Origin of the sequence: Rhodococcus sp. DK176, assembly GCF_038447315.2 — a bacterium.
Taxonomy (GTDB): domain Bacteria; phylum Actinomycetota; class Actinomycetes; order Mycobacteriales; family Mycobacteriaceae; genus Rhodococcus_F; species Rhodococcus_F jostii_A.
Window position 1 is genome coordinate 486793 of the sequence record NZ_CP118321.2, and the last position, 20637, is coordinate 507429.

Consider the following 20637-nt stretch of genomic DNA (forward strand, 5'->3'; position numbering starts at 1 on the left):
GCGGCAGATCGCCGCCTGGCCTCTAGGCCGGCCTGTGTGGGACGGCGACCGTTGATCCCACCCACCGTCGGAGATACGCACGCAGTTCGTCCTGGCTCCGCGGCGGGTTTCCGGGCGAGATGAAGAACGACTGCATCGTCCGCAGCTGATATTCGACGAGCTCACGCAGGGCGGCCTCGTCGTAGCCGTGCCGCTCCCAGTCGACGTCGAAGCGTCTGATCATCGTCATTCCGAAGGAGAGGGCTTCGTCGGACGTGATCCCCTCGGTGTGGGAATGAGAACCGGACAGCATGATGCCGAGCTGCGGAATACGGGGCGCTTCGTTGAGCGTGTAGATCACGGCTTCGACCACAGCGTCAGCGGGGTCGTCGATACCCACCAGGTGTTCTGTGAGGCGGTCGAGGAATCCGGCGACGGCGGCGATGGCCGCGGCTCGCAGGAGGGCGTCGGTGCTGGGAAAGTATCGGTACACCGTCTGACGGATGACGCCGAGGGATTCCGCAACGTCGGCGATGCTGATCGCCGTATCTTTCCGGCTGATGAGCTCGACTGCGGCGGTGACGATTCGCCGGGACGCTTCCTCGTCACTTCCAGGTGGACTGCCACCCCACCCACGCCTGCCAGCCACTTCTTTCCCTACCTCTCACAACGCGCCGTTGGCCCGAACGTCGTGCAAGGGCTGTCGGCGCACCGCCCGACCCGGACTCAGAGGTTACCGCGAACGCCTGACTCTCCGCCCCGAAGCCCTGCTTCGCTGACGCTCTCGAGGGATTCGCCGAAACGTAATCATACAATCCGACAGATATGTGTATGTTGTTAAACGATCGGGTCTCTACCTACCCAGAGGCTGCAGCCCACTCATGTCGCACGAGACGAGGTATCCCACATGACCGACCTGCACCCCAGAAAGATGGATTTCGCGTTCGACGAACAGGACGTCCCGTTCCTCTGGAACCCCGACAACCCGGCCTGGTCGAACATGTCGAATGCGATCTCGTTCCTGGCCGTCGGCTTCGAGAAGATGATCGTCAAGGCGATCATGCAGGCAAAACCACGGATGACCGACCCCGAGGTCGCAGAAGAGGCCATGGCGTTCATGCGTCAGGAGGGTCACCACTCGACCGCGCATCGCCAACACGTCAAAGCCCTGATCAGGCGATACCCGGGGCTCCAGAACACCCTGGACGCGGTGATCGGCGAGTACGACCTCCTCACCGAGGCGACCTCCCTGAACTACCGACTCGCCTACACCGCGGATCTGGAGGCGACCTTCACGCCGGTGTTCAAGCTGATGCTCGACAACGACGCGACCCTGTTCCGACCGGGAGACGACCGGGTTGCGTCCCTGTTCATCTGGCATTTCGTCGAGGAGGTCGAACACCGGAGTTCCGCGATGATCATCTTCAATTCCCTTGTCGGGGAAGAGCTGTACCGGATGCGGATGGCGCCGTCGATCTTCGCACATGTGATGAAGGTGATGCGGATCGCCTGCGCCGGCTTCAATCAGCACGTGCCGCTCGAGGAGCGGAAGGTCGATTCGATGTCGATGTTCGCCACGCACCGCACGAAGCAGAAACTGCTCACGTCGTTCGCGCCCTACCTGAGCAAAGGCGTCATGCCGCGTGCGTTCGACGACCTGCCGCGCGGTGAACAGCTCACCGCGCTCGCCGGCATCGTCCGTAGTCAGATGCCGAAGCACGACCCCACCCACGAAAAGCTGCCCGCGCTCGCCGACGAGTGGTTCGCCCGATACGACGCAGGCTACGACTGCACCCGCTGGTACACCGCGGACTCGCGCGAACGACGGACCGAGCCCGTCCCGGCGGTGGTCAACTGATGGCCGACCTCTGCTCACCCACCTTCGACCAACTCTCGGCAGCGCTCGGCTTCTCGTGCGCCGAGGCCGGCGGACTCGTCGAGGTCCGTAGCCCGTCGGCGCTGGAGAACTGGACTCTGCCGGTTCTCGAGCTCACCATCGTGGTCGGGTCGGTGCTCGCGCTCGTATTCGCGATCCTGCGCTGGCGCCGCAACGGCGATCCGACCAACCTGGTGCTCTGGTTCGGCGCCACGGCGTATCTGTTCGTCATCGAGCCGCCGCTGTACTTTCCGGCGGCCTTCGGGATCGAAGAGCACGTGGACACGATGTTCGCGCACAACGTGTTCACCGTGGACTTCCTGTGGGGCCGACTGCCGCTGTACATCATCGCGATCTATCCGCTGATGGCCACGCTTGCCTTCGAACTCGTCCGGATGCTCGGCGTCTTCCGGAAGTACGGCGTACTCGTCGGCGCGATCTGCGTGGGCTTCGTGCACCACGCGTTCTACGAGATCTTCGACCAGCTCGGACCACAGCTGAGGTGGTGGGAATGGTCGACCACCAACCCGGTCAACCAGCCCATGTTCGACTCGGTCCCACTGCCGAGCGTGGTGGTGTTCGCGGCCCTGTGGCCCATGTCGCTGGCCCTGTGCGTTCAGTTCTTCGTGGGCCGCCACGCCGACCGGGGCCGGGACTTCACCGGACTCGAACTGGTGTGGCGCACGATCGTGATCGGTCTCCTGGCATCCTTGGGCACGTTCATCCTCCCGATCCCGGCGACGATCCTCGGAATGGAGAGCACCACGGTCCGGGGAATTCTGTATGCGGCCGAACTGATCGTCATCGTGCTCGTCGCGATCCCGATCCTGATCCGGCAGTGGTCGCAGCTTCGACGGCGGACGTCGGACGTTCCTATCTACTCGAACGATTTCGTCCGTGTCTACAGCGTGGTGTATCTCGGCGTGATGGGCATTCTGTGGGTGACCGCGTTGCCCAGCTACTTCGGCGCTGTCGACGGCGTCACGGGCAACGGCGATCCCATCGGAAATCTCTGGTACACCATCGCCTGCTTCGCGATTGCGATTCTGTGCGTCGCCGCCACCTTCACGGTGCCGCGGGGCCCCGCTGACGGACGCGGCCCGATCTCCGGTGAGGGTGCTGTGCCGAACGCGGTCCGATAGGCGCGACGACGGGAGCGACTGATTGGCCAACGCGGCCCCACCCGTGATCTGGCGGTGATGCGCGCAGATCACGGGCTGGGATGTCGTGACCTACAAGGCGCCGAAAGCTTCACAGGCCTTTCGCACGCCTTCACCGTAGGCGGGGTCTGCTTGGGCACAGTTGGCGATGTGGCGCTCGATGACGGCAGCCGACGCTCCGGTGATGGCACGGGCGGTGTTCTCGAACAACAGAGTCTGCTGCTCGGCGCTCATGCTACGGAAGAGGTTGCCGGGCTGTTCGAAGTAGTTGTCGTCGTCTGCTCGGTAGTCGAACCGGTCGGCGACCACGCCGACTTCGAGCGGCGGTTCGGCGTAGCTGCGCTGGTCGGCGAATCGGCCGTGTGAGTTGGGTTCGATGCTCGGGACGCTGCCCTGGTTGCCGTCGACGCGCATGACGCCGTCGCGGTGGAAGGAATTGACATGAGTTGCGCCCCTGGGGCTGTTGACCGGGATCTGGTGGTGGTTGACGCCGAGCCGGTAGCGGGCGGCGTCGCCGTAGGAGAACAGCCGGCCTTGCAGCATGCGGTCCGGGGAGAAGCCGATACCGGGAACGATGTTCGCCGGGGAGAACGCCGCCTGCTCGACGTCGGCGTGATAATTCTCCGGGTTCCGGTCGAGTTCGAGTTCCCCGACCTCGATGAGCGGGTAGTCCTTCTTCGACCACACCTTGGTGAGGTCGAACGGATGGTAGTGGTAGGTCTGGGCGTCGGCTTCCGGCATGATCTGCACGAAAAGTGTCCACTTCGGGTAGTTGCCCTCCTCGATTGCATTGAAGAGGTCGCGCTGCGCCGACTCGCGGTCGCCGGCGACGACGGCGGCGGCTTCTTCGTCGGTGAGGTTCTTGATGCCCTGCTGGGTGCGGAAGTGGAATTTCACCCAGGAGCGTTCCCCGGCGTCATTGACGAACGAGAAGGTGTGTGACCCGAATCCGTGCATATGCCGGTAGCCGTTTGGGATGCCGCGGTCGGACATCACGATGGTGATCTGGTGCAGCGCCTCCGGGAGATTGGTCCAGAAGTCCCAGTTGTTCTCCGCAGAGCGAAGGTTGGTCCTCGGATCACGCTTGACCGCATGGTTGAGGTCGGGGAACTTGAGGGGGTCACGGAAGAAGAAGACGGGGGTGTTGTTGCCGACGACATCCCAGTTGCCTTGCTCGGTGTAGAAGCGGACGGCAAATCCGCGGATGTCGCGTTCGGCGTCGGCGGCGCCGCGCTCACCGGCGACCGTGGAGAAACGCAGGAAGACCTCGGTCCGCTTACCGATCTCCGAGAATACGGCGGCGTTGGTGTGTGCGGTGATGTCGTGGGTGACGCGGAAGGTGCCGAACGCGGCCGAGCCTTTGGCGTGCATGCGGCGTTCGGGGATGACTTCGCGGTCGAAATGCGCGAGCTTCTCGAGAAGCCAGACATCTTGCAGGAGCATCGGACCGCGTGCGCCGGCGGTGAGGCTGTTCTGGTTGTCGGGTACCGGCGCACCGGCGACTGTGGTGAGTCCGTTCGGGTTGGTCATCGATTTCTCCTGTCTTACACCCGAGGCTGGGCGGGTGAATGTGGTTCGGCGAGAGCATCCCTCGAGGGAGAGCGAAGCGATGTCTCAATCTGACATTCCCGCGATACGGTCGGTCAGAGCACTATGCCGAATTCGCGGATCTTGCGGTAGATCGTCGCTCGGGACATGCCGATGGCGGTGGCGGCGGCCGTCTTGTCGCCGGCATGAAGCGCGAGCGCGTCCACGATCGCGTCCCGCTCGAGCGCCTGCATCCTGGTCAACGTTCGGCGTGTGGTGGAACGGCATGCGGGAGGCAGGGTATCGACTTCGACGACACCGGACCGTTGCCGGCGGTAGGTGTCCTCGAGAACCGTCTTCAGTTGGGTGACGTTTCCGCGCCACGCCAGACGGGCGAGCTGATTCGAGGCGGCCGGAGCCAGGGTGAGGCCGGTGGCCCCCAGGGTGTCGAGCAGGCTGCGCACGAGATCGGGAAGGTCGTCCAGGTGGTGCCGCAGGGGTGGCACCGTGACTGATTTGGGGAACATGCGCAGCAGTGGGGTGGTGTCGGTCGAGTCCTGGGGATACCGGGTGAGCACCACCCACGGTCTGCGAGGTGGCTCCTGCGCCTGGGGGCCCTGCAATAGGTCCGCGAGTGCGGTGAGATGAGCGTCGTCCAGGGCGTGTGCGTGCAGTATTGCCAGGTCGGATCCGCTGTCGAGTTCGTCGGAGACCTCGGGGAGGAGGTCGTCGCCGAGTGCGGTGGCGTCGAGTACGGCGAGTCCGCGGTCCGGTACGAGTTGGTGTGCCGCTCGGATCAGGGCGGTCTTGCCGACGCCGGGTTCTCCGTCGAGGACGAGCCAGTCCTGTCGCCGGCAGGCGTCGACGACCGCCTGGACCGTGTGTCGCCAGAGCGGGCTGGCTCCGGCGATCGCGGGCGGGATGGGCGCGTACACCTTCGGAGTGGAAAGACGCAGGGAAGAAACCTGTTTCGTGATGCGGACGATTCCCCCGGCCAGCCGGCTGCCGGTGAATGTCGGCTCGTAACTCAGGCGTGCGATCGTTCCGCTGGGCAGGTCGGTGAGGATCGTGACCGGCGTCGTTTCGCCGCCGATGTCTCGGGTGCGTTCGAGAATCGCCATCTGGTCCGGTGAGTCGAATTGTTGCCGGGCCAGCGAGTTCATCATCACGACCTCGTCACCGACAGCGACGACGGGCCGGCTGGAGCGCCGGCATGCGGATCGGTACGCACTGAAGATCGCCCGGTCCAGTTCGGTTGCGTCGTCGAGCATGCGCTCGCGAAGGCGGGCTGCGGCGAGTGTGGCGAAGGACAGCAGCATGGTGTTGGAATTCTGCGCGGCGGTGGTCAGGTCCACGACACCGAGGATCGCCCCGGTGACGGGGTGCGTCACCGGCGCTCCCGCGCAGGAGAAGGACCGCAGCGGACCACTGAAGTGTTGGTCTCCGTCCACGAGGAGTGGCCGGCCGACCTCGAGCGAGGTGCCGATTCCATTGGTGCCGACCTGGGTTTCCGCGTAGCGAAAGCCAGGGGCGAGGTCGACTCGGTCCAGTGCGGTGAACAAGTCGCTGTCGCCACCGGTGCGGGAGAGCACGATGCCGTTCGCATCGGTGAGAATCAATGCCACCGGCTCGTTTTCGATGTAGGCGGTCACGTCGGGCAGTACGGATGGGGCGGCGCGCTCGAGCACCGTGTCGGTGGCCACGCGCTCGACGTACGCGGCGGCGGGCCGGTCGTCGTCACCCAACGACTGCCGAGATCGCGACCAGGACACCCGGAGCCAAGTGCTCAGACGAAGGTAGTCCGATCCCGCAGGCGAACTCGAGGGCGGAGCCAATTCGGAGTCCGACTTCGAATCCCGCGTCGTGCGGTGGTGTGACGTGCTGATGGGCTGTGGGGTCACTCGCTCTAATCTCCTGTGTCGGCTGATCGAGGGCGTGATGGTCTGCCGCGGCGCGGGGCAAGTGTAGGCAGCCACCGCCCACTCGGAAGTGACCTGCGTCTCACACTGAGACGAATGAGAGCTGGCTCACGGGGTTCAATCAATTTCCACAACGTCCCCCCACAGCCGGCACCCGGCCGGCTCACGATCCAGGAGGCGCACATTGAGTAGGCAAAGCCTGACAAAGGCCCACGCGAAGATCACCGAACTGTCATGGGATCCGACATTCGCAACCCCGGCCACCCGGTTCGGCACCGACTACACCTTCGAGAAGGCTCCGAAGAAGGATCCTCTCAAGCAAATCATGCGGTCCTACTTCCCGATGGAGGAAGAGAAGGACAACCGCGTGTACGGCGCCATGGACGGTGCCATCCGCGGCAACATGTTCCGCCAGGTGCAGCAGCGGTGGCTCGAATGGCAGAAGCTGTTCCTGTCGATCATTCCGTTCCCGGAGATCTCGGCCGCCCGAGCGATGCCCATGGCCATCGACGCCGTCCCCAACCCGGAGATCCACAACGGGCTGGCGGTGCAGATGATCGACGAGGTTCGTCACTCGACGATCCAGATGAACCTCAAGAAGCTGTACATGAACAACTACATCGATCCCGCCGGTTTCGACATGACCGAGAAGGCGTTCGCGAACAACTACGCGGGCACCATCGGCAGGCAGTTCGGTGAAGGCTTCATCACCGGCGACGCGATCACCGCGGCGAACATCTACCTGACCGTGGTCGCCGAGACAGCGTTCACCAACACCCTGTTCGTAGCCATGCCCGACGAGGCGGCCGCCAACGGTGACTACCTGTTGCCGACGGTCTTCCACTCGGTGCAGTCGGACGAGTCGCGGCACATCTCCAACGGCTACTCGATCCTGCTGATGGCACTCGCCGACGAGCGCAACCGTCCACTGCTCGAACGTGACCTGCGGTACGCGTGGTGGAACAACCACTGCGTCGTCGACGCCGCGATCGGCACCTTCATCGAGTACGGCACGAAGGACCGCCGCAAGGACCGGGAAAGCTACGCCGAGATGTGGCGGCGGTGGATCTACGACGACTACTACCGCAGCTACCTCATCCCGCTCGAGAAGTACGGCCTGACGATCCCGCACGACCTGGTCGAGGAGGCGTGGAAGCGGATCACCGACAAGGGCTACGTCCACGAGGTGGCCCGGTTCTTCGCCACCGGATGGCCGGTGAACTACTGGCGAATCGACGCGATGACCGACAAGGACTTCGAGTGGTTCGAGCACAAGTACCCGGGCTGGTACTCGAAGTACGGCAAGTGGTGGGAGGAGTACAACCGGCTCGCCTACCCCGGCCGCAACAAGCCGATCGCGTTCGAGGAGGTCGGATACCAGTACCCGCACCGCTGCTGGACCTGCATGGTTCCCGCCCTCATCCGTGAGGACATGGTCGTGGAGAAGGTCGACGACCAGTGGCGGACCTACTGCTCGGAAACCTGCTACTGGACCGACGCCGTCGCATTCCGCAGCGAGTACCAGGGCCGCCCGACCCCGAACATGGGCCGGCTCACCGGATTCCGGGAGTGGGAAACCCTGCATCACGGCAAGGACCTCGCCGACATCGTCTCCGATCTCGGCTATGTTCGCGACGACGGCAAGACCCTGGTCGGCCAACCGCACCTCGATCTCGACGATCCGAAGAAGATGTGGACTCTCGAAGACGTGCGGGGCAACACCTTCCAGAGCCCGAACGTGCTCCTGAACGAGATGTCCGACGCCGAACGCAACGCGCACATCGCCGCGTACCGCGCCGGCGGCGCAGTTCCGGCCTGATCTCAGGCTCGGTGGGTGGCGCCGCGGCCACTCCGGCGCCACCCACCGCTTCACCATTCATTTCACGAGTCCAGGAGAGACCCCGTGGCCGACAAGCACCGTATCAACTTCGAGCCCGTCGACATCGAGATGGAAGTCGGCGAAGACGAGTACATCCTCGATGCCGCGTTCCGGCAAGGCATCCACCTGATGCACGGCTGCCGCGAGGGACGCTGCTCGGCCTGCAAATCCTTTGTCCTCGACGGCGATATCCAGATGGAGGACTACTCGACGTTTGCGTGCAACGACGCCGAGGTCGACGAGGGACACGTCCTGCTCTGCCGCTCGACTGCCTACAGCGACTGCACCATCGAGCTGCTCAATTTCGACGAGGACGAACTTCTCGGCGGCGTCCCCATCCAGGATGTGCGCACTCGGGTGACCAGGATCGAGCCGATGACCAAGGACATCGTGTCTCTCCGGTTGGCCCCGGTCGAGCCGGCGGGATACGAATTCAAACCCGGTCAGTACTCCGACCTGCACATCCCGGGCACCGAGGAGCATCGGTCCTTCTCCATGGCGACCACCCGGTCGACGCCGGGGCATGTCGAGTTCCTCATCAAGAAATACCCCGGTGGCAAGTTCGCCGGACTGCTCGAGGACGGGATCTCGGTGGGTGACGAGATCGCCCTGACCGGACCATACGGGTCGTTCACCATCAAGGAAGGCCATGTCCTGCCGATGGTCTTCATCGGCGGCGGCGCGGGGATGGCTCCGCTGCTGTCGCTGCTGCGGCACATGAGCGAGACGGGCAACACCCGGCAGGTGCACTTCTACTACGGTGCCCGCACCCCGCAGGACCTGTTCTACGTCGACGAGATCCTCGAGCTCGGACGAGGATTGACGGATTTCACGTTCGTGGCCTGCCTCTCGGAATCGATGGACCCGCCGCCGGTGGGTGCGATCGCCGTCGAGGACGGCAACGTCACCGACGTCGTCGGCCGCCGCGAACCGGACATCGGCCGGGCCGAGGTGTACCTGTGCGGGCCGCCGCCGATGGTCGACGCCGCCCTGGAACTGCTCGAGGCGAACGGCACCCCGAAAGACCAGATCTTCTACGACAAGTTCACCAGCCCCGCCTTCGAGTAGACGTCCTGGGAAACCACCTTCCTGCTTCACCGACAGAACAGAGAAACGAGATGACCGCAACCGCCGAGTCCAAGCAACGCAGCTTCCCGAAGATCGAGTTCACCGACTCCGAAGCCGGTGCGCTGGAGTTCCCCAGCTCCCGCAGCCGCGCCTTCACCTACTACACGCCGGCCAAGAAGCGGTCGACGATGTACGAGGACGTGACCGTTGACGTGCAGCCGGATCCCGACCGCCACCTCTCCCAGGGCTGGATCTACGGCTTCGGTGACGGTCCCGGCGGCTATCCGCAGGAGTGGACGGCCGCGAAGTCGTCGAACTGGCACGCCTTCCTCGATCCGAACGAGGAATGGGACCAGACCATCTACCGCAACAACTCCAAGGTGGTCCACCAGGTGGAGTTGTGCCTGTCCAACGCCAAGCGTGCCCGGGTCTACGACGGCTGGAACACGCCGTGGCTGACGTTCATCTCCCGCAACCTGGGGGCGTGGATGCACGCCGAGAACGGGTTGGCTCTGCACGTGTTCACCTCCATCCAGCGGTCCTGCCCGACGAACATGATCAACACCGCCGTCGCGGTGAACGCCGCCCACAAGATGCGCTTCGCCCAAGACCTGGCCCTGTTCAACCTGGACCTGTCCGAGGCCACCGAGAACTTCGACGGCACCGCCCACAAGGAGGTCTGGCAGTCCGCGCCCGAGTGGCAGCCCACCCGTGAGGTCGTCGAGCGGCTCACCGCGGTTCCCGACTGGTGTGAGCTGCTGTTCGGCTCGAACATCGTCTTCGAGCAGCTGGTCGGCACCCTGTTCCGCAGCGAACTGGTCATGCAGATCGCCGCCGGGAACGGTGACTACATCACGCCCACCATCGTGGGCACCGGCGAACACGACTACGACCGCGACCTCGCCTACACCCGCAACCTGTTCCGGTTGCTCACCCGAGACCCCGAGCACGGGGAGGCGAACAAGGAGCTGTTCGGCACCTGGCTCGCCATCTGGGTGCCACGGTGCCTCGACGCCGCCCGGGCGCTGCAGCCGATCTGGTCGCAGCCGGCCGACAAGGCGATCACCTTCGCCACCAGTTTCGATGCCGCCACCGACAAGTTCCGTTCCCTGCTCGAGGACCTCGGGCTCGACATCCCCAAGGAGTTGGACCAGTGAGCATGCAATTCGGATCGTCCACAGAGTTCTCCAACATGTGTGGCGTCACCTTGATGAACACCCCCATCGGCCGCGTCGTCGCGGAGGTGATGGGCGCCAAGGACGGTGTGGAGCTGACCGAGTACCCGTCGATGATCCGCGTCGACGGCCAACGCCTGCTCGACTTCGACTACGAGGAACTCACAGACGCCCTGGGTCAGGAATTCGACGGCTCCATCTTCGAGGAGATCAGCTCCACCCACTACGGGCGCATGGTCCACCTCGACGAGAAGACCCTGCTGTTCGCAAGCCCGGAGGACGCCGCCGAGTACATCGGATTCGACCTCACAGCGCAGTAGACCGCAGCCGTCCGGGGCCACACAGGGTGGCCCCGGACACCCCCAGCCCACCCGAAAACCAGGACCAAGCGAGGACCCGATGTATCAGAAGGACGGTCAGAAATACTTCATCGTGGACGGCCACGTACACGTCTGGGACGCCCGCGAGTCGAACCAGAAGAACGTGCACGGCAAGCAGTTCATCGACTGCTTCTACGACTATCACAAGAACCTCAGCCCCGAAGAGGTCGTGTGGGACTACGACACCTACACGTACTACGGCAGCGAACGCTTCGAGCGTGACATCTTCGTGGAGGGATACGTCGACCACGCGATCTTCCAGGCCACCTTGCTCAGCGACTTCTACCACAACGGATTCGGGCGAACCGACGAAGCACTCGCCCTGGTCGCCAAGCACCCCGGCAAACTGACCTACAACCACGCCTACGACCCGCGCCACGAGGAGGCCGGGCTCGAACAGCTCCGCAAGGACGCCGACCGGATGAACCTGCAGGGCGTCAAGCTCTACACCGCCGAATGGCACGGCGACTCCCGCGGCTACAAACTCGACGACCCGTGGTCGCGGCGCTACCTCGAAGAGTGCATCGAGCTGGGGATCAAGAACATTCACGTCCACAAGGGCCCGACGATCCGTCCCCTCGACCGCGACGCCTTCGACGTCTCCGACATCGACAAGGTCGCCACCGACTACCTGGACCTGCGGTTCGTCGTCGAGCACGTGGGCCTTCCACGGCTCGAGGACTTCTGCTGGATCGCCACGCAGGAGTCGAACGTGTACGGCGGCCTGGCGGTTGCCCTTCCGTTCATCCACACCCGGCCCCGCTACTTCGCCCAGATCATCGGCGAATTGCTCTACTGGATCGGCGAGGACAAGATCCTGTTCGGCAGCGACTATGCGCTGTGGACCCCGAAGTGGCTGATCGAGAAGTTCGTCGACTTCCAGATCCCCGAGGACATGCAGGGCGAGTACGCCCCGATCACCGCCCTGCAGAAGCAGAAGATCCTCGGCCTCAACGCGGCAGCGCTGTACGACATCGATGTTCCCGCGGACCTGCAGCTGCCCGAGCCGGCCGGGCAGGAAGGTGTCGAGGTCGCGGCAGGAGCGAGGGAGGTCGTGTCATCATGACCACCCTTGCCGTCGGCGCGGAGGAGGACATCCTCGCGGCGCTCGCGACGGTCACCGACCCGGAGCTCGACGAGCCGATCACCGATCTCGGTTTCGTCCGGTCGGTGATGCTCGACGACGACGGGGTGACCGTGCACCTGCGGCTGCCCACCGCGTTCTGCTCGCCGAACTTCGCCTACCTCATGGCCTCCGACGCCCTCGACGCCCTGCGTCTGGTCGAGGACATCGGCGAGGTGCGGGTGCTGCTCGACGACCACCACGACAGCGACAAGATCAACACCGGTCTCGCGGCGGACGCCGGATACGTCGGGACGTTCGGCTCCGAGGCGGAGGAGAGTCTGCACGAGTTGCGCCGAACGTTCCGGTCCAAGGCACACGCCGCGGCGATGGAGCGGTGTGTCGAGGCGCACCTGAAGACCACCGATGTGGGTGTGAACGAGATCTACCGGCTCACCCTCAGCGACCTCGCTCCCGGGAAGGCCAAGGCCGCGCTGCTGCGTCGCCGGATCGGTATCGGGTTGAGCATCTGCCCCGCCAGTCGGGTGTTCGTCGACGACGACGGGAAGCGCATCGCCCCGGAATCGGTGCCGATGCGGCTGCGCTTCGCCAAGTCGGTGCGCATCTCGATGGAAGGCAACGCGCATTTCTGCCGCGGCCTGCTCGCCACCCGCTACGCCGACGGCGAATCCGTCGGCGCCACACCGCGAATCACCAATCTCAGAACCAGGAGCCCGCGATGAAGGCCGTGCAAGTGGTGGGATACCACACCAAACTGCAGCTCACCGACATTCCCGAACCCACGATCGACGGCCCGCTCGATGTCATCGTGCGCATCGGCGGCGCGGGTGTGTGCCGCACCGACCTGCACGTCCTCGAAGGGCAGTGGGAGGCGAAGTCCGGTGTCGCGCTGCCGTACACGATCGGCCACGAGAACTCGGGCTGGGTCCACGCCGTGGGTGACGCCGTCACCAACGTGACGGTCGGCGACAAGGTGATTCTGCACCCGCTCATCACGTGCGGACTGTGCCGGGCGTGCCGGTCCGGTGACGACGTGCACTGCCAGAACAGCACATTCCCCGGCATCGACGTCAACGGCGGGTACGCCGAATATTTGCGCACCACCGCCCGCAGCGTGGTCCGGATCGACGACTCGCTCGAACCGGCCGACGTCGCCGCCCTCGCCGACGCGGGCCTGACGGCGTACCACGCCGTTGCCAAGGTCGCGAAGACGACTCGGCCCGGAGACGTGTGCGTGGTGATCGGGGCCGGCGGGCTCGGTCACATCGGCATCCAGGTCCTGAAGGCGATCTCCGGCGTCACCGTGGTCGTGCTCGACCGCAACCCCGCGGCCGTCGAACTCGCCGTGAAGATCGGCGCCGACCACGGCATCGTCGCCGACGGCACCCACATCCAGCAGGTGCTCGACCTGACCGGCGGTCACGGCGCCGAGGCCGTCGTCGACTTCGTCGGCGAGGGCGGTGCGACTGCAGAAGGGATCGCGATGCTGCGCCGCGCCGGGAACTACTACGTCGTCGGGTACGGCGAGAACATCGACGTCCCGACGATCGATGTGATCTCCACCGAGATCAACTTCATCGGAAATCTCGTCGGCTCCTACAACGACCTCCAGGAACTCATGACCCTTGCCGCCCAGGGCAAGGTCACCCTGCACACCACCCGGTACCGGCTCGAGGACTTCCAGCAAGCACTCGACGATCTCGATGCCGGCCGGGTGCGCGGCCGGGCGATTCTCGTCCCGTAGCACATCGCATCCCCCGCTCGAGTACGCACGAAAGGAAACATCAGCCATGGCAAAAGAGCTGCGGTACAACACGGACGCCCGGGCGCGGCTCGAGCACGGCGTCAACGCCCTCGCCGACGCGGTCAAGGTGACCCTCGGCCCCAAGGGGCGCAACGCGGTGCTCGAAAAGCTCACCGGACCACCGACGATCACCAACGACGGCGTGACCATCGCCCGCGAGATCCAGCTCCGCGAACCCTTCGCCAACATGGGCGCCCAGCTGGTCAAGGAAGTGGCGATGAAGACCAATGGTGTGGTCGGCGACGGCACCACCACCGCAACCGTGCTCGCCCAGGCTATGGTCCGAGAGGGGCTGCGGTCCGTCGACGCCGGCGCCAACCCCATGCGGGTGCGCCGCGGCATCGAACGGGCCGTGTCCGTGGTCGTCGACTCCCTCCACGAACAGGCCTCCCAGATCGGGGGGCAGAGCGATCTGCAACGGATCGCGACCCTCGCCGCCAGCGACGACGAGGTGATCGGGCACGCCATCTCGAAGGCCGTCGACTACGTCGGCAAGTCCGGGGTCGTCACCACCGAGGAGAGCGACACCCTCGGGCTGTCGGTCGACATCGTCGACGGGATCGAGTTCGATCACGGCTACATCTCCGGCTACATGGTCACCGACCCGGAGCGGATGGAAGCGGTGCACACCAATCCGCTGATCCTGCTGACCAACAAGAAGATCACCCAGGTCCAAGACATCATGCCGAGCATCGAGGTGGCCAAGCGCGCCGACCGGCCCCTGGTGGTGCTTGCCGAGGAAGTCGACGGGCCGGCCCTGCAACTACTCGTCGGCGGCAACATGCACAAGACAATGCAGTCGGTGGTCGTCCGGGCCCCCGGTTTCGGACACCGCCGGGTCGCCGAGCTCGAAGACCTCGCGGTGGCACTGGGTGGGCACGTGATCGCCAAGGACACCGGCATCGAACTGTCCGAAATCAGTGTCGAGCATCTCGGTTCGTGTGACCGCATCACCGTCACCGAGAACGAGACCACGATCGTCGGCGGGCACGGGGACCAGCGCCTGCTCGACGCCCGCATCGCCCAGCTCGAGTCCCAGCACGAGCGCGCCAAGATCGAGGCGGACCAGGAAAGCCTCGAACTGCGCATCGCCCGGCTCACCGGTCGAGTTGCCGTCATCCGCGTCGGCGGCGCGACCAGCGTCGAGCTCAAGGAGCGGATGTTGCGCGTCGAGGACGCTCTGGCCGCCACTCGCGCCGCGGTGGAGGCGGGGATCGTCTCCGGTGGTGGTACCGCGCTGGCGCAGTCGCATCGGGCGTTGGCCGATCTCGACCTGACCGGCGACGAGGCCATCGGGTGTGACGTCGTGCGCCGCGCCCTCGCCGAACCGCTGCGCTGGATCGCGATCAACGCCGGGTTCGACGGCGACGAGGTCGTCGAGGTGGTCGCCGGTTTGCCGCTCGGGCACGGGTTCAACGCACTCACCGGTGAATACGGGGACATGTTCGACGACGGGGTGATCGATCCGTTCAAGGTCACCCGCGCCGCACTCGAGAGCGCGGCCTCGATCGCGGCACTTCTGATCACCACCGAGACCGCTGTCGTGGAAGAGGTGCTGGGCAATCCCGGCGCCATCATGGCACCCGGTTTCGGCGATCTCGCCGAAGGCATGGTCCGCCCGTCCAACATCTACTAGAGCAAGCCCGTGGGTCACCGCCTCGACGGTCCTGCGAGGCGGTGACCCACTCCCCCGTTCCGGCGGGGAGGCATTCGTCCGAAGAAAGTGAGTCATCGTGATTTTCATCGTCGTGAAGTTCAATGTCCTCGACAAGTACCGGAACGATTGGTTACTCGTCACCAAGGAGTTCACCGACGCGACCCGATCCGAGCCGGGCAATCTCTGGTTCGAATGGCATCGCAGCGCAGACGATCCCGCCGAGTTCGTGCTGATCGAGGCGTTCCGGGACGGGCAGGCCGGCTCCGACCACGTCGCTGCCGACCACTTCCGGAAGGGATTGGACGCGATGCGCCCGGCACTGAGCGAGACACCGCGCATCCTCCACACCGAACTACCCGGCACCGACTGGTCCCGCATGGGCGAACTGGAGATCAACCGGTAACCCGGTGCGGTGCACAACCTGACGGAATACAAGATTATGGAAGGACAAGCATGACCGTGGTGACGACAGGCCCCGTCGCGGGTCTGCTCGCGGCACTGGGCGATGCCGTGATGACCGACAGCGACACCATGATCGCCTACACCCGCGACCAGTCGTTGCTCTCCCCCTCCGGACATCCGATCGCGGTGGTCCGCGCCCGGACCACCGATCACGTCGTGACAACCCTGAAAACCGCCCACCGGTACGGCATTCCGGTCGTCACGAGAGGGGCGGGCACCGGTCTCGCCGGCGGGGCCAACGCGATCGACGGCTGCATCGTGCTCAGCACCGAGAAACTCGACCGCATCCTCACCATCGACCAACAGTCCCGCACCGCCACGGTCGAGCCGGGAGTGATCAACGGTGACCTCGCCGCCGCGGCCGCGGAGCGCGGACTCTGGTACGTCCCCGACCCCGGCAGTCGCGCCGTCTCCACGATCGGGGGAAACCTCGCGACCAATGCCGGCGGAGCATGCTGCGCGAAATACGGGGTCACCGGCGACCACGTCGCCCGGATCAAGGCGGTGCTCGCCGACGGCCGGATCATCCACACCGGTGCCGCCACTAGCAAGAATGTCGCCGGATTGAACCTGACCCAACTGCTCGTGGGGTCCGAGGGCACGCTTGCCGTCATCGTGGAGGCGACCATGCGGCTGCGTCGACCACCGGCACGCACGGCCACCGTCGTCGCCGCCTTCGCCGAGCCCGTCCAGGCGGTCGACGCGGTGATGGCGATTCAGGAAGTGGCCGACCCGAGCCTGGTGGAACTCATGGACCGCACCACCGTCTCGGCCGTCAACGACATGACCCACATGGGTCTCGACCAGACGGCCGGCGCGCTGCTGTTGATCCAATGCGACGGCGACGCGGCCGAGCAGGAGGCCCGGCGCAGCGCGGACGCGTGCCGTGCCGCCGCGGCCACCGAGCTGTACGTGAGCGCCGACCCCGCCGAAGGTCACGCCCTCATGCAGGCCCGCAGTGTGGCGCTGACCGCCCTCGAACGCCGCGGCAGCACTCTGCTCGACGACCTGGCCGTGCCCGTGCCCCGGCTACCGCACATGCTCGACGCGATTACCCGCATCGCCGACCACCACCACCTCCTCATCGGCACCTTCGGGCACGCTGCCGACGGCAACCTCCACCCCACGATCGTGTTCGACGCCGCAGATCCGGACGCCACCGAACGGGCCCACCAGGCCTTCGACGAGATGGTGGTGGGATGCTTGGCGCTGGGCGGATCCATCACGGGCGAGCACGGCGTCGGCGACCTCAAACGCCGCTACCTCGAACCCATGATCGGCTCGGTGGAGAGGTCCCTGATGGCAGAAGTCAAGGCAGCGTTCGACCCCACCGGAATTCTCAATCCGGGGCGTGCGATATGACACCCACGAAACCACATGTCCGATCGAAGCGGGACGACGACCTCGTCCTGGAGTTCGGCAATCGGTGGGCAGTGTTCGGCGGCGGCAGCGCCGAAGACATCTTCGTCACGTTCGGGTGGACCGAGGCGCGGTACTTCGAACGCCTGAAGGTCCTGGCCGGGCGCCGTTTCCCGCCCCTCGACGACACCCTCCGGCACCGTCTTCTCGCCGTGTGCGCCGAGCGGCTACAGCGAATCGCTCATCCCCGTTCCCCTGCGTCGAAAGGCCACGTCGATGACAGTGCATCCCGGCCGACGCCGCGGCCCTCTCCGCACTGATCCCGGTCCTCCACCACCCCGTCTCATATTGAGACCCGTCTCACATCGAGACGACGTACCCTCAACTACGTGAGAGGCGGAGAATCGGGGCGTCAATACAGCATGACCAGCAAGGATCTACAGAAGGCGCGAGAGCTGTTCCTCGCCGACGACGGCCTCGACAGCTCCGTCCGCCAGCCCATCTCGTACTCGTGGCAGCGATCGAAGTCGCTCAAGGTGCGCCCCGACCAACTCGACCTCCCGTTCGTACGAGAGCCGAATCTGGACTGCCCTCTCGTGGCGGCAGCCGAACCCGTGCTGCGGCAACTCGCGGACGGACTGGTCGACGAACCGGTGAGCGTCATCCTGACCTCGGCTGACGGAGTGATCTTGACCAGGATCACCGCCAGCCGACGACTCAATCGCACACTCGACGACGTCCAACTGATACCCGGTTACAGCTACTCGGAAGAATTCGTCGGCACCAACGGCATCGGCACCACTCTCGAAACTCGTCAGCCCACCCTGGTGACGGGCGCCGAACACTACGCCGACTGTCTCGGGCAACTGGCATGCGCCGGTGTCCCGATCACCCATCCGATGTCGGGCGCCCTCGTCGGCGCGCTCGATCTCACCGGCTGGGTAGAGGACGGGGGCCCGCTGTTGGCCACCCTCGCCAAATCCGCCACGGCTCAGATCGAAGGTCGGCTCCTGGCACAGGCCAGTGCGGACCAGACCGCGTTACTCAACGCCTATCTGAAGGCCTGTCGACGGTCACCCCGAACGGGGGTGTTGGCGCTCGGCGACGACGTCGTTCTCGTCAACCGAAAACTACGCGTGGCACTGGATGCCCAGGATCAGGGTGCGTTGCTCGAACACGCCGTCGACCTGAGCGGCGCTCCGGCCACCCAACGACACATCGTCGCTCTACCCAGCGGGCAGACGGCCCGGCTGTCCTCGGTCGAGGACTTCGGGCTCGGGGCCCGACGGCAGCTGGCCTTGTTCTACGTACATCTGCTGGAGATCCCCACATCGGGTTCCCCTGCTCTGGAGAGCATCCGCGTCTTGCCCGGAATCACCGGTAACAGCGCGTCCTGGCGTCGCAGTTGCCAGCAGATCGCTCGCTGCGCGCGCGAACAACAGTGGGTCACCGTCTCCGGCGAAGCCGGAAGCGGCCGCGCATCAGCTCTCAAAGCTGTTGCCATCGAGCATATTCCCATCCGCACACGGATCTTCACGGTGGCCGAACTGGCGGGCGACAGCGCCGGCCTGCCGGCACTCGAACAGGAACTCGGACAAGACCGATTCAGCGTCATCCTGCGCGACATCGACCTCCTCGGCGAGTCGCAGCTGCGGACTGTCGCCGACCTCGTTCAAGGACGCGAACACGCCGGATGGATCGGCGCGACCATCGGCGGAACCGATCACAACACCGACCTCGACACGCTGATCCTTCCCCACTTCAGCCATACCGTCACCATGCCCGCGCTGCGTCATCGCATCGACGATCTTCACAGCTTGGTACCGCATTTGCTGCGACAGCTAGGGCGCGGCGCGGACTTGTCTCTCTCGCCTGCGGCGATGCGCCAACTCTGCAAGTACAGCTGGCCCGGCAACGTCACCGAGCTCCGGCAGGTTCTGCACGACGTGGTCCAGCGTCAGCGCTCCGGGGTCGTCGAGGTCGAGCAGCTTCCCCCGATGTGCCGAGCTCTGAGCCGACACACACTCACACAGATCGAGGCCCTCGAACGCGACGCCATCGTGCGCAGCCTCGAAGAGAACCACGGCAACAAGAAGGCCGCAGCAACAGCTCTCGGCATCTCACGGGCCACCATCTACCGCAAGATCAAGGAATTCGGCATCGACATATGACGTCGCCCGCACCGCTTGGTGTCAGGAAATGAGACATGCATCACACCCCAGCCGGCGGATCATGAGGTCAGACAGAGAATCCCGCGCGGATCAGCAACTCGTTGAGGTCCAACCTTTTTCGAGTACCGGTACGCGACGGGGACCGACGTGAGGACGACCCATGACTACGAACCCGCTCGGCGCGGATACCGACTCGGTCTCCCCCGGCAGCACCACCTCCCGGGTGTGGCTGGTCGCCGCGCTGGCGCACACGTGCGAACCCACCGACCGTCCCGCGGTACGTGACGATCTGATGCGGACCTGGGTTCCGGAGCCGGGCAGCGGTTACCGCACCCACGATGGCCGTCGCCGGGCGACCTGGGCGCAATTGCACTCCCGGTTCGATCTCGTCGAGGTGACCCCATGACTACCTCCTACGCGATCCGTCTCGCACCGGCCCGCCACCGCTCATCTGGGGTGAGACGGTCCTGCGCGACCGTGCTGAGTGATCAACTGGCCAGGGAAGACGCCGCTGAGGATGCGCGAACCTTGGCCCCCGACGATCGGACGACGTGCCCGCTGCACCGACGGTGGATTCACCAATGCGTCGCGTCGCCGACACACGTCAACGCCGTCACGCGACACAGGTGGTGCCGCCAGTGCGCCGTGCCGCTCACCGTCACTGTCGACGAAATCGCACGGACCGTCACGATGGTGTGCCCGTCCTGTGGTGACGGCGGAAGCCCCGCCACCACCAGACTGGTGTCCGCGTGTTGCGCCAGCCTCGGCGAGGCCTCGAATCACACTTCGCGGACAGGCGCGTAGTGCTCTACGAGCGGGAAGGGATCGTAGAAGTGGTGCAGCAGGTCCTTCCACTGCTGGTACCGGCTGGATTGCCGAAAACCTTCGGTGTGGTCTTCGAGTTCTTCCCACTCGACCAGCAGGAGATAGACATTCGGTCGCTCGAGGCCGCGTGACAATCGCAGTCGCAGGAATCCGGGCATCGACGAAATGATCGACTCGGCCCGCCCGAATGCAGATTCGAATTCCTCGACTCTCTCGGGTGCCACGGACAGCAGTGCGTGTTCCAGGATCATCGGCACAGTATGCGACGCCGCCAGGAATGCACCGCCACGGATTCCGTCGCACAATCGAAAG

At 65.1% G+C, this 20637-nt stretch carries 19 protein-coding genes; 15 read left to right on the forward strand and 4 right to left on the reverse strand.

Annotated elements, in window-relative coordinates:
* Nucleotides 1–22: 22 nt before the first annotated feature.
* Complete coding sequence (locus tag PSR88_RS02100) at nucleotides 23–628, reverse strand: TetR/AcrR family transcriptional regulator (RefSeq protein ID WP_011593709.1); 606 nt, start codon at nucleotides 626–628, stop codon at nucleotides 23–25.
* Between the two features lie 258 nt (nucleotides 629–886).
* On the opposite strand from PSR88_RS02100, the gene PSR88_RS02105 reads away from it, so the two are divergent.
* Nucleotides 887–1837, forward strand: a complete 951-nt coding sequence (locus PSR88_RS02105; protein ID WP_016880989.1) for a metal-dependent hydrolase — start codon at nucleotides 887–889, stop codon at nucleotides 1835–1837.
* Nucleotides 1837–2997, forward strand: a complete 1161-nt coding sequence (locus PSR88_RS02110) for a hypothetical protein (RefSeq protein WP_016880988.1) — start codon at nucleotides 1837–1839, stop codon at nucleotides 2995–2997. Before PSR88_RS02105 ends, PSR88_RS02110 begins: the two co-directional genes overlap by 1 nt.
* 90 nt (nucleotides 2998–3087) lie before the next feature.
* Here the strand turns inward: PSR88_RS02110 and PSR88_RS02115 are convergent, their stop codons facing one another.
* A complete protein-coding gene (locus PSR88_RS02115; protein ID WP_016880987.1) occupies nucleotides 3088–4545 on the reverse strand; it encodes a catalase in 1458 nt (485 codons plus the stop codon).
* Nucleotides 4546–4658: 113 nt separating this feature from the next.
* Complete coding sequence (locus PSR88_RS02120) at nucleotides 4659–6287, reverse strand: sigma-54-dependent Fis family transcriptional regulator (protein ID WP_029538330.1); 1629 nt, start codon at nucleotides 6285–6287, stop codon at nucleotides 4659–4661.
* Nucleotides 6288–6645: 358 nt separating this feature from the next.
* Between PSR88_RS02120 and PSR88_RS02125 the strand changes: the two genes are divergently transcribed.
* The 13 genes from PSR88_RS02125 to PSR88_RS02185 all read left to right on the forward strand — a co-directional run bounded on the left by PSR88_RS02125 (nucleotide 6646) and on the right by PSR88_RS02185 (nucleotide 19906).
* Complete coding sequence (locus PSR88_RS02125; RefSeq protein WP_016880985.1) at nucleotides 6646–8280, forward strand: methane monooxygenase; 1635 nt, start codon at nucleotides 6646–6648, stop codon at nucleotides 8278–8280.
* A gap of 84 nt (nucleotides 8281–8364) precedes the next feature.
* A complete protein-coding gene (locus PSR88_RS02130; RefSeq protein WP_016880984.1) occupies nucleotides 8365–9408 on the forward strand; it encodes a 2Fe-2S iron-sulfur cluster-binding protein in 1044 nt (347 codons plus the stop codon).
* A 50-nt stretch (nucleotides 9409–9458) separates the two neighbouring features.
* Nucleotides 9459–10565 carry an aromatic/alkene monooxygenase hydroxylase subunit beta gene (locus PSR88_RS02135; RefSeq protein WP_016880983.1) on the forward strand — a complete coding sequence of 369 codons (1107 nt, stop codon included), beginning with the start codon at nucleotides 9459–9461 and terminating at the stop codon, nucleotides 10563–10565.
* The gene (mimD, locus tag PSR88_RS02140; RefSeq protein ID WP_005242368.1) at nucleotides 10562–10903 is read left to right on the forward strand and encodes a propane 2-monooxygenase effector subunit MimD; all 342 of its coding nucleotides are present in this window, start codon (nucleotides 10562–10564) and stop codon (nucleotides 10901–10903) included. The genes PSR88_RS02135 and mimD overlap by 4 nt, the downstream gene beginning before the upstream one ends.
* Before the next feature lie 79 nt (nucleotides 10904–10982).
* On the forward strand, nucleotides 10983–12029 hold the full coding sequence (locus tag PSR88_RS02145) for an amidohydrolase family protein (protein ID WP_016880982.1): 1047 nt from the start codon (nucleotides 10983–10985) through the stop codon (nucleotides 12027–12029).
* Complete coding sequence (locus PSR88_RS02150) at nucleotides 12026–12769, forward strand: iron-sulfur cluster assembly protein (protein ID WP_009472936.1); 744 nt, start codon at nucleotides 12026–12028, stop codon at nucleotides 12767–12769. The genes PSR88_RS02145 and PSR88_RS02150 overlap by 4 nt, the downstream gene beginning before the upstream one ends.
* A complete protein-coding gene (locus PSR88_RS02155; protein WP_016880981.1) occupies nucleotides 12766–13791 on the forward strand; it encodes an NAD(P)-dependent alcohol dehydrogenase in 1026 nt (341 codons plus the stop codon). The genes PSR88_RS02150 and PSR88_RS02155 overlap by 4 nt, the downstream gene beginning before the upstream one ends.
* Nucleotides 13792–13837: 46 nt before the next feature.
* Entirely contained in the window at nucleotides 13838–15487 is a 1650-nt protein-coding gene (groL, locus tag PSR88_RS02160; RefSeq protein ID WP_005242375.1) for a chaperonin GroEL, read from the forward strand.
* 97 nt (nucleotides 15488–15584) lie between these two features.
* A complete protein-coding gene (locus PSR88_RS02165) occupies nucleotides 15585–15911 on the forward strand; it encodes a putative quinol monooxygenase (protein ID WP_009472939.1) in 327 nt (108 codons plus the stop codon).
* A 50-nt stretch (nucleotides 15912–15961) separates the two neighbouring features.
* The gene (locus PSR88_RS02170) at nucleotides 15962–17332 is read left to right on the forward strand and encodes an FAD-binding oxidoreductase (RefSeq protein WP_016880980.1); all 1371 of its coding nucleotides are present in this window, start codon (nucleotides 15962–15964) and stop codon (nucleotides 17330–17332) included.
* Nucleotides 17329–17649, forward strand: coding sequence for a hypothetical protein (locus PSR88_RS02175; RefSeq protein ID WP_009472941.1), 321 nt, complete (start codon nucleotides 17329–17331; stop codon nucleotides 17647–17649). Before PSR88_RS02170 ends, PSR88_RS02175 begins: the two co-directional genes overlap by 4 nt.
* A 102-nt stretch (nucleotides 17650–17751) precedes the next feature.
* Nucleotides 17752–19500: a sigma-54-dependent Fis family transcriptional regulator gene (locus PSR88_RS02180; protein WP_009472942.1), complete on the forward strand. Its 1749-nt coding sequence runs from the start codon at nucleotides 17752–17754 to the stop codon at nucleotides 19498–19500.
* Between the two features lie 160 nt (nucleotides 19501–19660).
* Nucleotides 19661–19906: a hypothetical protein gene (locus PSR88_RS02185; RefSeq protein ID WP_009472943.1), complete on the forward strand. Its 246-nt coding sequence runs from the start codon at nucleotides 19661–19663 to the stop codon at nucleotides 19904–19906.
* A 373-nt stretch (nucleotides 19907–20279) separates the two neighbouring features.
* Here PSR88_RS02185 and PSR88_RS02190 read toward each other — a convergent pair whose 3' ends face one another.
* Nucleotides 20280–20576 carry an antibiotic biosynthesis monooxygenase family protein gene (locus tag PSR88_RS02190; protein WP_009472946.1) on the reverse strand — a complete coding sequence of 99 codons (297 nt, stop codon included), beginning with the start codon at nucleotides 20574–20576 and terminating at the stop codon, nucleotides 20280–20282.
* Between the last annotated feature and the right edge of the window lie 61 nt (nucleotides 20577–20637).

Coding starts and splice junctions, on each gene's coding strand:
- PSR88_RS02145 (WP_016880982.1), top strand. CDS start 10,983: ATGTATCAGAAGGACGGTCAGAAATACTTCATCGTGGACGGCCACGTA.
- PSR88_RS02170 (WP_016880980.1), top strand. CDS start 15,962: ATGACCGTGGTGACGACAGGCCCCGTCGCGGGTCTGCTCGCGGCACTG.
- PSR88_RS02105 (WP_016880989.1), top strand. CDS start 887: ATGACCGACCTGCACCCCAGAAAGATGGATTTCGCGTTCGACGAACAG.
- PSR88_RS02135 (WP_016880983.1), top strand. CDS start 9,459: ATGACCGCAACCGCCGAGTCCAAGCAACGCAGCTTCCCGAAGATCGAG.
- PSR88_RS02175 (WP_009472941.1), top strand. CDS start 17,329: ATGACACCCACGAAACCACATGTCCGATCGAAGCGGGACGACGACCTC.
- PSR88_RS02155 (WP_016880981.1), top strand. CDS start 12,766: ATGAAGGCCGTGCAAGTGGTGGGATACCACACCAAACTGCAGCTCACC.
- PSR88_RS02150 (WP_009472936.1), top strand. CDS start 12,026: ATGACCACCCTTGCCGTCGGCGCGGAGGAGGACATCCTCGCGGCGCTC.
- PSR88_RS02185 (WP_009472943.1), top strand. CDS start 19,661: ATGACTACGAACCCGCTCGGCGCGGATACCGACTCGGTCTCCCCCGGC.
- PSR88_RS02180 (WP_009472942.1), top strand. CDS start 17,752: ATGACCAGCAAGGATCTACAGAAGGCGCGAGAGCTGTTCCTCGCCGAC.
- PSR88_RS02115 (WP_016880987.1), bottom strand. CDS start 4,545: ATGACCAACCCGAACGGACTCACCACAGTCGCCGGTGCGCCGGTACCC.
- PSR88_RS02110 (WP_016880988.1), top strand. CDS start 1,837: ATGGCCGACCTCTGCTCACCCACCTTCGACCAACTCTCGGCAGCGCTC.
- groL (WP_005242375.1), top strand. CDS start 13,838: ATGGCAAAAGAGCTGCGGTACAACACGGACGCCCGGGCGCGGCTCGAG.
- PSR88_RS02190 (WP_009472946.1), bottom strand. CDS start 20,576: ATGATCCTGGAACACGCACTGCTGTCCGTGGCACCCGAGAGAGTCGAG.